General features: G+C 71.1%; 7 protein-coding genes. 6 read left to right on the forward strand and 1 reads right to left on the reverse strand.

Annotation, left to right across the window (positions count from 1 at the left end; genetic code table 11):
* Positions 1-6 precede the first annotated feature (6 nt).
* The 3 genes from ACYVD1_RS13145 to ACYVD1_RS13155 all read left to right on the forward strand — a co-directional run bounded on the left by ACYVD1_RS13145 (position 7) and on the right by ACYVD1_RS13155 (position 5,029).
* The gene (locus ACYVD1_RS13145; RefSeq protein ID WP_460771872.1) at positions 7-1,134 is read left to right on the forward strand and encodes a DUF5938 domain-containing protein; all 1,128 of its coding nucleotides are present in this window, start codon (positions 7-9) and stop codon (positions 1,132-1,134) included.
* A 63-nt stretch (positions 1,135-1,197) separates the two neighbouring features.
* On the forward strand, positions 1,198-2,733 hold the full coding sequence (locus ACYVD1_RS13150; RefSeq protein ID WP_460771873.1) for an acyl-CoA synthetase: 1,536 nt from the start codon (positions 1,198-1,200) through the stop codon (positions 2,731-2,733).
* A gap of 172 nt (positions 2,734-2,905) precedes the next feature.
* Entirely contained in the window at positions 2,906-5,029 is a 2,124-nt protein-coding gene (locus ACYVD1_RS13155) for an acyltransferase family protein (RefSeq protein WP_460771874.1), read from the forward strand.
* A gap of 21 nt (positions 5,030-5,050) precedes the next feature.
* Here ACYVD1_RS13155 and ACYVD1_RS13160 read toward each other — a convergent pair whose 3' ends face one another.
* A complete protein-coding gene (locus ACYVD1_RS13160; protein ID WP_460771875.1) occupies positions 5,051-5,962 on the reverse strand; it encodes a hypothetical protein in 912 nt (303 codons plus the stop codon).
* 410 nt (positions 5,963-6,372) lie between these two features.
* Here ACYVD1_RS13160 and grpE point away from each other — a divergent pair, with 410 nt between their 5' ends.
* From grpE to ACYVD1_RS13175, 3 genes are all read left to right on the forward strand, one after another.
* Entirely contained in the window at positions 6,373-6,927 is a 555-nt protein-coding gene (grpE, locus tag ACYVD1_RS13165; RefSeq protein WP_460771876.1) for a nucleotide exchange factor GrpE, read from the forward strand.
* A 13-nt stretch (positions 6,928-6,940) separates the two neighbouring features.
* The gene (locus ACYVD1_RS13170) at positions 6,941-8,566 is read left to right on the forward strand and encodes an Hsp70 family protein (protein ID WP_460771877.1); all 1,626 of its coding nucleotides are present in this window, start codon (positions 6,941-6,943) and stop codon (positions 8,564-8,566) included.
* Positions 8,567-8,606: 40 nt separating this feature from the next.
* On the forward strand, positions 8,607-9,814 hold a 1,208-nt coding region (locus tag ACYVD1_RS13175; RefSeq protein ID WP_460771878.1), incomplete at its 3' end, for a hypothetical protein.

Genomic DNA, 9,814 nt, shown 5'->3' on the forward strand with positions numbered 1-9,814 from the left:
AAGTCCATGACTACTGACAAGCGTGTGGTCGTCTACGGCGCCTCCGGCTACACCGGGCGGCTGATCTGCGAGTACCTGCGCGAGTACAACATTCCCTTCCTGGCCGCGGGCCGGAACCACCAGCGGGTCAAGGAAGCCGTCGGCGCGGTACCCGGAATCGAGACCGTCGACTACGACATCGTGGAGGTGGAGCACACCGCTGCGGCGCTGGCCGACCAGTTCCGGGGCGCCGCGGTCGTGTTGAACACGGTCGGCCCCTTCGCCCGCTACGGGCACGAGGTGGTGCAGGCCTGCCTGGAGATCGGTGCGCACTACACCGACCCCAACGGTGAACAGAACTGGATGATCGAAGCCGGGCAACGCTACGGTGCCGAATTCGCCTCGCGCGGCCTGCTCCTCACCCCCGGCTTGGCGCAGATGTACACCATCGGTGAGATAGCGGCCAACTACTGCTTGGAGACGCCCGGCCTGGACACCCTCGACGTCGAGGTGTTCTGGAAGGGTTACCCGACGGTCGCCTCGATCAACACCATCCTCACCAACGCGGCGTTCGCCGACGCGTACCGCCTTGAGCAGAACGAGTACGTGGCGTGGCCCGCGGAGGATTGGCCCGCCGATGTGGCCGTGCCCGGACAGCACGCGCTCGGTCTCGCTCTGCCGTGGGGCGGCACGTCACACCCCGTGTGGTTCAAGAACGACCCGCGTGTGGCGAACGTGCGAGCGCTCGGGGGCGTGCTCGACCGGTCGCTGATGCAGGCGGTCCCGCAGATCGTCGCGTCCGCGCTGCAGCAGATGGAGGGCCTCTCCGCGGAGGAGAAGTTCGCCGTCGTCGACCAGATTTCAGCCGAGATCCGCAGCGAGATGCCGCCGCGGGAGAACCCGCGCATCAACACTTCCCTCGACTCTGTGTACGCCTCGGGGCCATTGGGTCGCGCGCACTGCGTGATCCACGGCAACTGCAACTACAAGCAGACCGCCTTGCTGAACGTGCACGCGGCCGCGGAGCTGCTGCAGCAGCCGCCGCGAAAGGTCGGATTCGCCTCCAGCTGCCAGGCCTTCGGACACCGCGAGCTACTGGGCACACTCCGTACGTTCGGCTTGGTACTCGAACCGGCCCTCGAAGTCCACCACTGACCCCCTGGTGCGCCGGACCTGCGGGGGCCCGGCGCACCAGCGCCCCCAACGAAGAGGTAAGCAATGCGGCTGGCCGACTACCTGGACAAGGGTGCCTCCCTAGGTGGCAACAAACCCTGTCTGACGACGAACGGTGAATCACGCACCTATGCCGAGGTGCAGGACATGTCCCGCCGGATCGCCGGGGCCCTGCACGGGTCCGGCGTCGGCGACGGCGATCGGGTGGCAGTGCTGTCGGCGAATGATCCACTGGCCCTGACCTGCGTTTTCGGTATTTCCCGTGCTGGCGCGGTGTGGTGTCCCGTCAATCCCCGCAACGAGGCCGCCGAGAACAAGCAGCTACTGGACATGTTCGGCTGCCACTGCCTGTTCTTCCAAGAGAGGTTCGCCCCGCTGGTGGAGCGGATCCGCGGTGAGCTGCCGGAACTGACCACCCTGGTGTGCCTGGACGGGGAGGTCGACGGCGCGGAGGCGTTCGACGAGTGGGTCGAGCGGAACTACCGGAAGCCGGAGGAGGTCCCGCGCACCGGGGACCAGTTGTGCATGCTCGCCGGCACCGGTGGCACGACCGGGCTGCCGAAGGGTGTCCGACTCACCGGGACCAACATGGCGACCGCGACCGCGACGACGCTGATGAGCTACCCGTTCGACGAGCGGCCCCGGTACCTCGCGATCGCCCCGCTCACCCATTCCGCGGGTGTGCTCACCTTCCCGGTCATGGCGCTCGGTGGCGAGATCGTCATCATGCCGAAGCCGGACCTCGGCGACTTCCTCCGGCTCGTCGAGCGGCACCGCATCACGCACGCCTTCCTGCCGCCGACCGTTGTCTACGGGTTGCTGGACCACCCCGATCTCGACTCGACGGACCTGGAATCGTTGCGCTGCCTCTGGTACGGGGCCGCCCCCATGTCGCCGACACGCCTGGAGGAAGCGCTGACCCGGATCGGTCCGGTGCTCGGGCAGTTGTTCGGCCAGACGGAGGCGCCGAACATGATCGCGGCCCTCGCCCCCGCCGACCACTTCCGCACGGACGGATCGGTGGCCACTGAAAGGCTTTCCTCCGCGGGACGACCGACCCCGCTGACCCAGGTCGCGGTGCTGGACGAGGAGGGCAACCCGCTTCCGAGCGGTGAGCGCGGCGAGATCGTGGTGCGCGGCCCGCTGGTCATGGACGGCTACCACCAGGACCCCGAGGCCACCGCGGCGGTCAGCGAGTACGGCTGGCACCACACCGGCGACATCGGCTACCTCGACGAGGACAACTTCCTCTACATCGTCGACCGGGCGAAGGACATGATCATCACCGGAGGTTTCAACGTGTACTCGGCGGAGGTGGAGCAAGTCCTGCTGGCCCACCCGGCAGTGCAGGACGCCGCCGTGATCGGCCTGCCGGACGAGAAGTGGGGTGAGCAGGTCGCGGCGGTGGTCCAACTGCGTTCGGAGCAGCAGACGACGCCGGACGAGCTGACGGCTTTCGTGAAGGCACGGCTGGGCAGTGTGAAGACGCCGAAGCAGATCGGCATCTGGCCCGACCTACCGCGATCAAAGATCGGCAAGGTGCTCAAGCCGGAGATCAAGAACCGTTGGCGGCCCGCCTAGGGGCGTTCGACGGCGGGGTTCAGTGCGGTGACGGGGCCGGCTCGGGATCAGCTCGGGTGCGGTGACGGGGGCGGGGAGGGCGGGTCGCCGGGCGGCGAAGAGTCGGGGAACACTGGTCGACGGCGGCCCGTGCCGGGCACGCGGAGGCACCGGGCGCGCACACCATGACGGCATGCGCTCGCCCGTCACCTCCCCGCCGCCGACCGCCCCGCCGTCCGCCCGCGCCGCACGCCCTCGGAGCCGTTTCCGGCCCGAGGTCCAGGGACTGCGCGCCGTCGCCGTGCTGCTCGTACTCGTCTACCACCTCGACCCCGGCCTCCTGCCCGGCGGGTACGTGGGCGTCGACGTGTTCTTCGTGATCTCCGGCTTCCTCATCACGTCGCTCCTGCTGCGCGAGGTCCGTGAGCACGGCCGGGTGTCACTCGCCGGGTTCTACGTGCGGCGGGTACGGCGCCTGCTGCCGGCGGCCACGGTGGTGCTGCTGGTCACGGGCGCGGTGTCCCTGGTGCTGTTGCCCGCCACGCGGTTGGGCGACACCGCCTGGCAGCTGCTGGCCTCCGCGGCGTACGTCGAGAACCTCTACCTGGCCGACCAGGCCCTGGACTACCTGGAGGCGGAGACCCCGCCCAGCCCTGTGCAGCACTTCTGGTCGCTGTCGGTGGAGGAGCAGTTCTACGTGCTGTGGCCGCTGCTGTTCGTGCTCTGGGCGCTCGTGCTCCGCCGGTGGTGCGGGGGCGGGGGCGAACGTGTCGGTGCGAGCGCGAACGGGTCCGTCGGCGGGCGCGCCGGGACCGCGGTGCTGACGGCACTCCTGGCCTCGGTGTTCGTCACATCGCTGGTCTACTCGGTGGTGCTGACCTCAGGCGGCGACCCCGCCGCCTACTTCCTGCCCACCACCCGTGCGTGGGAGCTGGCCGCGGGCGGTCTGCTGGCGGTCCTCCTGCCCGGGCGCGGACTACCGGAACCGCTCCGGCTCCCGCTCGGATGGGCGGGGCTGGCTGCCATCGCGGCCGCCGCCGTGTCCTACGACTCCGGGACGCCCTTCCCCGGGTACGCGGCCCTGCTGCCCGTCCTCGGGGCGGTGGCCGTGATCGCCGCGGAGGAGTCGCGCGGGCCGTCGGCCGCACGTCTGCTGAGCACGGGACCGGCCCGGTTCGCCGGTGACCTCTCCTATGCCCTGTACCTGTGGCACTGGCCGCTGATCGTGTTCGCGGTGGTGCTGGTGGACGGGGACTCACCCGGGCCGCTCGGTGTCGCGGCGGTGGCCTTCCTGTCGTTCCTGCTGGCGTGGGCGACCAAGGTCTGGGTGGAGGACCCGGTGGCACGGCGCGGGCTGGTGCGTGGCGGCCGCTCCGCTGCCGCCGTGGCCCTGGCCGGGGTTCTGGCGGTGGCCGCGGTGGCCGCCACGGCGTGGGTCCGGGTGGAGCGGTTCCCGTCCCCCGAGTTCGACCCGGCGGTGCACGTGGGCCCTGAGGCGATCGGCCGGACCGGCGGTGCGGACGCGGCGATGTACCCCTCGCCGCTGGACGCCGAAGGGGACGTACCCAGGACCTACGACGACGGATGCCAGGCCGGTTTCCTCGAGGAGGATCCCTCCGACCCCTGTCTCTACGGGCCGGAGGACGGGGAGACGACGGTGGCGGTCGCGGGCGACTCGCACACCATCCACTGGTTCCCCGCGCTGGAGGAGCTCGCCGAGGAGCGGGGGTGGCGGCTCGCCATGTACGCCAAGTCGGCCTGCGCATTCGCTTCGGTGCTGCCCAGCAGGGAGGGCGGACCCTACGAGGAGTGCCGGACCTGGAACCGGGCGGTACTCGACGAACTCGAGGAGCTGGAACCGGACCTGCTGTTCACCAGTACGTCCGTGGGCGGTTCGCTGTACGGCGTCGAACGGGGACCGGAGTGGCGCGACACCATGGCCGACGGGATGGTCGAGCTGTGGGGCGACGTGGCCGACGCGGGGACCCCCGTCCTGGTCGTGCGGGACACGCCCCGCAACGAACCGGACGTGCTGGAGTGCCTGGCGCACCACAGGGGGGACCCCTCCCCCTGCGACCAGAGCGCGGCAGAGGCCTTCCACCGCGAAGACCCCCAGGAGCTGGCGGTCCCGGAGGTCGAGGGCGCCGAGATCATCGACCTCACCGACCGCTTCTGCGCGGACGGTGCCTGTCCCGCGGTGATCGGCAACGTGGTGGTCTACCGGGACTCGCACCACGTCACCGAGACGTACGCGCGCCTGCTCGCCGACGACCTCGGCTCCCGGATGGACGAGGCCTTGGACCAGCCCTTGGACTGAACCGGGGGTGCGGTGTCGTCGTCAGCCGTTCCCGAAGGACGATGGGCCAGCCGCAGGGCCCTGACCGGGGTGTTCGGGCGGGAGCAGCCCCGGCATCCCCGGGGGTGTCCGGCCGGGCCATCCCTGGTCGGACATGCCCTGGCCGGAGCGGCCGGGTCCCGGGGGCGCCTGGCCCTGTGCCGGGCCGTGCGGCTCGGCCTGCCACGGGTAGCCGGGCGGCGGCCCGTAGGCCGGCCGGCCCGTCCCCTGCTGGCTCGTCCTCTGCTGGCCCGGGTGTGCCGACCCCGGCGGTCCGGGAACCGGTCCGGCCCCTGCCCCGGGCTCCGGCGGGCCGTAACCCGGGGGCGCCGGTGGTCCTCCCTGCGGCATCCCGCCCGCCGTCACCGTGCCCGGTACCGGCCCCCGCCGGTACAGGGTGAGGTCCACCGCGTTGTAGAGGAGCACCCCGAACAGCCCCACGCACACCAGCCAGAACCCCAGCCCCGCCGTCGCCTCCAAGTGTCCGTACTGGGTGTAGGCCTCACCCACTTCCGCTTGGACCTCCTCCTGGAAGCCCGAGTGCATACCCACCTGGTTGACCACCACCAGGACCAGGGTGAGGGCCGCGGCGGACAGGCCGGAGGCGGAGCGTGCCACCCGCCCGGGAAGCACCCCGCTCAGAACACCCCCGGCGATCAGGGTGACCAGCGAGATCAGCAGCGCAGGGACCACGCCCACCTCCAGTTCCTGGAGGTCACCGGGGCCCAGTTCGTCGGCGAGGGTGCCGTTGATGTGCGGGGCGCCGTCGAACGCCAGCGCCATACCGCTGTAACTGACCTCGAGGCTCCCTAGGACACCGCTGCAGGAGACAGAGAAGAAGGGGAAGAAGAAACACAGAACAACAAAGGCGATACCGCTCGGGCTGATCAGCCTTTTCGGCCATGACGAAGTCACGTACCCACTATTCCTCTCACCGCACCCGCTCTCGGCGGGCGGGGGGTGCCGACTGGGGAACCACTCCGGGCCTGAGCCCGCCCGACCTACGTTCGCACCCGGCCTCCTGGTTGGCCAAATCGGCCCGATCCCTTGCCACGCACAGGAACCAGCAGGAACATGAGACCACCGGTCAAGCCTGTGGCCGCATTCGGCCAGAGCCCCCGGGAACGGCCGGAAAGGTCGCGATAATTCGTTATGTGACCACTGGGAATACCCGCATCCCGACCCAGAGGGGAAAGGAGCCTCACCGGGTTTGGCGAACTCACTCCGCAGTATGCTCGTGGCCACCTCACCGGCGGGGCCCGAAGATCCGCAGTTCCCGGCCCGCGCCTCCGGACCCCCCCGTCAACACGGCGAAAGGCCGCCCGTTGGAGACCACCGACGCACCAGGACCCGAGACCCCCGAGGCCACCCCCGACAGCGCCGCCGTGGTCGCCGCCCAGTTGGTCTCCTTAGACGAGCGCATGGCCCAACTGGACGAGCGCGCCCGCCACCGCGAAGCCGTCATCGACCGCCTGCACGCGGAGAACCAGGAGCTGCGGGCCGGAGAGCGCCGTTCCGTCCTCGACCCGGTCATCGCCGACCTCATCCGCCTGCACGAACACTTGGGTGACGAAGCCCGCCGCCTCCGGGGCCAGGACCATGACCGGACCGCCGCCCTCCTGGAGAGCCTCGCCGACGACGCCCTCCTCGCCCTGGAACGGGTCGGGGTGATGCCCCTGGAGGCCCGCCCCGGCGACCCCTTCCGTGGCGACCTCCACCAACCCCTGTCCACCGTCGACGCACCGGACCCCGCCCAAGCGGACACGGTCGCCCGCGTGGTCTCCCAGGGCTTCCGGGACGCCGCCACCGGACGCGTCCGGCGCAGGGTCAGAGCGCACTTCTACCGGAACGCCGAGCCAGCGACCGCCCCACGACCCTGAGTCTGGAACGCCTATGACCACCTACGGAATCGACCTCGGCACCACCTACTCCTGTGTGGCCTCGGTGGACGACACCGGTCGCCCGGCCATCGCCCGCAACGCGGTCGGCAACGACACCACCCCCTCGGTCGTCTACTTCGAGTCCGCGGACAACGTGGTGGTCGGCGACGAGGCCAAGAACACCGCCCTCCTCTACCCGGACCAGGTGGTGGCGCTGGTCAAACGGCAGATGGGCGAGGAGGCCAACTACGAGTTCCACGGCCGCACGCACACGCCCGAGTCCGTCTCCGCGCTGATCCTGCGCGAACTGGCCCGCGCGGCCGGCGAGCACGACCGCGGCACGGTCGAGGACGTCGTGATCACCGTGCCCGCCTACTTCGGGCTCACCGAGCGGCAGGCCACCCAGCGAGCCGGGGAGATCGCCGGTCTCAACGTGCTGGACATCGTGGCCGAGCCGGTCGCCGCGGCCCTGCACTACCAGAGTCTGGACACCGGCGGAGAGCCCCGCCACCTGCTCGTCTACGACCTGGGCGGGGGCACCTTCGACACCACCGTGATCCGGGTGGAGGACAACGACGTGCGCGTGGTGTGCACGGACGGGGACCACCGGCTGGGCGGTGCCGACTGGGACGAGAAGCTGGTCGACCTGCTCCTCGAGCGGTTCACCGCCGAGCACCCCGGCCAGGACCCCTCCGGCGACGAGCAGTTCCTCCAGGACCTCTCGCTGGCGGCCGAACAGATCAAGAAGGCGCTCAGCACCAAGGAGAGCACCCGGCACAACCTGCGCTTCGAGGGGTCGGCGGTACGGGTCGAGCTGTCCCGCGCCGACGTGGAGGAGCTCACCTCCGAACTCCTGGAGCGCACCCTCACCATCACCGAACGCACCGTGCACGCCGCCCGTGAGCGGGGGGTGGACCGCTTCGACGACGTCCTGCTGGTGGGCGGCATGGCCCGGATGCCCTCCGTGGCCGAGTCCCTGCGCCAGCGTTTCGGGTTCGAGCCGCACCTGCACGAACCGGACCTGGCGGTCGCCAAGGGCGCCGCCCTGTTCGCCCTGGTCCGACAGATCAAGAACGTCATCGGCCCGGGCTCGGACGCGGATCTGGACCGGCAGGCGGCAGAGATCGCGCCCGGCCTGGGGATGTCCCCCGGCGAGGTGCGGGAGCTCGCGGAGAAGACCGTCACCACGGTCTCCCCCCGGGCCTTCGGGCTGAAGACGGTGGACGACAAGGACCCGCTCTTCCAGCAGGACCCCGACCAGGCCCGCCGCTACATCGACCACCTCGTCCACGCGAACGATCCGCTGCCGGTCACGGTGGAGGAGGGGTACCGGACGGTCTATCCGAACCAGACGTCGGTGAGCATCGACGTCTGGGAGCAGGCGGGTGCCGTGGAGTCGGAGCAGATGGAGCACAACTCCTACATCGGCGAGGGCCTGCTCCAAGGGCTGCCCAAGGGCCCGTCGGGGACCCCGATGCGGGTGAAGTTCCACCTGACTGAGACCGGGCTGCTCCAGGTGCACGGCTGGGACCCGGCCACCGGCACCCAAGTGGACTTCGACATCCAGATCGGCGGGATGACCGACGAGGGCGCGGCCGAGGCCCGCCAGGCGGTGGCGAGGATCCGCACCTCCGGCTGAGCGGCGGCCCCGGACCCCGAGGCGACGGACGGGAGCGACGATGGCCTGGGACCAGCGGACCCGCGGCCGGTACGAACAGGAGGTACTGGCGGCGGCACGGCGCGACGGCGTGCCCGCCGACCTGTTCGAGCGCTACGGCATCGACGGGGAGCTGAGCGCCCGGCTGCGGCTGGACGGCGCCGCCTTCGCCGCGCACACGCACGAGGTGTGCGCCTACTGGCGGGGCCTCATGGGCACCCGCAGGGCGCTGCGACAGGTCCTTTCCGAGATGGTGGCGGCGCACGAGCGGCTGTCCAGCGAGGGCGCGCTCACCCACGCCCACTTCCTGCGGGTGCGCGAGGAGAGGACCAGGAAGGGCCGGGACGAGTGGGAGAGCACCGTCCGCGGCCTCACCACCGAGGTGATGGACCGTGAGGCGCTCGACGAGCTGCTGCGCTGGGCGCCCGTTTCCGAGGAGGAGGCCGTCGGCGACCTTCGCACGCACGGGGTACGGGTCGTGGACCGGCTGCCCGACCTGCCCACCGCCCCGCCGATCCGCGACACCCGCGCCCTGAGGGAACACCTGCGCACGCGCGGGGTGCCGTTCTCCCCGACCGTGGTGTTCGGCGAGGAGCGCCTGGCCGCCGGGTTCACCGTGCTCGACGGGTTCCGGCTCCGCAGCACGGATCCCGGCAGCGGGGACGGCGGTGGTACCGAGACCACTCTCAGCGACGCCGCCCTGGAAGCCGCCGGTCGGCGCATCCAGGTGGAGGCGATGACCGAGAGCAAGGTGGCGGCCGAACGGGTCGTCGCCCTGCTGCGGACCGCCCGCTCCCCCGAGCTGCGCGGCCGGATCGCGCTGTGGGAGGTCTTCGAACACCTGAGCTCCCGCCCCGCGGTCCTGTCCGAGCGGGCCCTCGTCCAGCCCTGGGTGGCGTTGGGGCTCGACGAAAACGAGGCCGCGCTGATCGCCGCGTCCGTGCGCCGCGGCGAAGCAGGCATGGATCGGGCCGCCCGGGTCGAGTGGGAGGTACGCGAGCTGCTCACCGGCCACCGCCTCCGGCAGGCCCAGGCGGCCGCGGCCGAGCTGCCCGCCGACCACGAGCTGCGGGCGCGGGTGGACGAAGCCGCGGAACGGGTCTCGGATCTGGTCCGGCGGGCGGAGGCCGCCCTGCTGGACCGGCGCCCGGAGGACGCGGCGCTCGAGCTGTCGTCGGCGGTGGAGCTGGCCGCCGACGACACTGAACTGGCCGCCCGGCTGGGGGCGGT

This window comes from Nocardiopsis nanhaiensis, from assembly GCF_054778635.1.

Excerpts from the sequence above, each read along its gene's own strand:
- ACYVD1_RS13145 (WP_460771872.1), top strand. The coding sequence starts at position 7 with ATGACTACTGACAAGCGTGTGGTCGTCTACGGCGCCTCCGGCTACACC.
- ACYVD1_RS13150 (WP_460771873.1), top strand. The coding sequence starts at position 1,198 with ATGCGGCTGGCCGACTACCTGGACAAGGGTGCCTCCCTAGGTGGCAAC.
- ACYVD1_RS13155 (WP_460771874.1), top strand. The coding sequence starts at position 2,906 with ATGCGCTCGCCCGTCACCTCCCCGCCGCCGACCGCCCCGCCGTCCGCC.
- ACYVD1_RS13170 (WP_460771877.1), top strand. The coding sequence starts at position 6,941 with ATGACCACCTACGGAATCGACCTCGGCACCACCTACTCCTGTGTGGCC.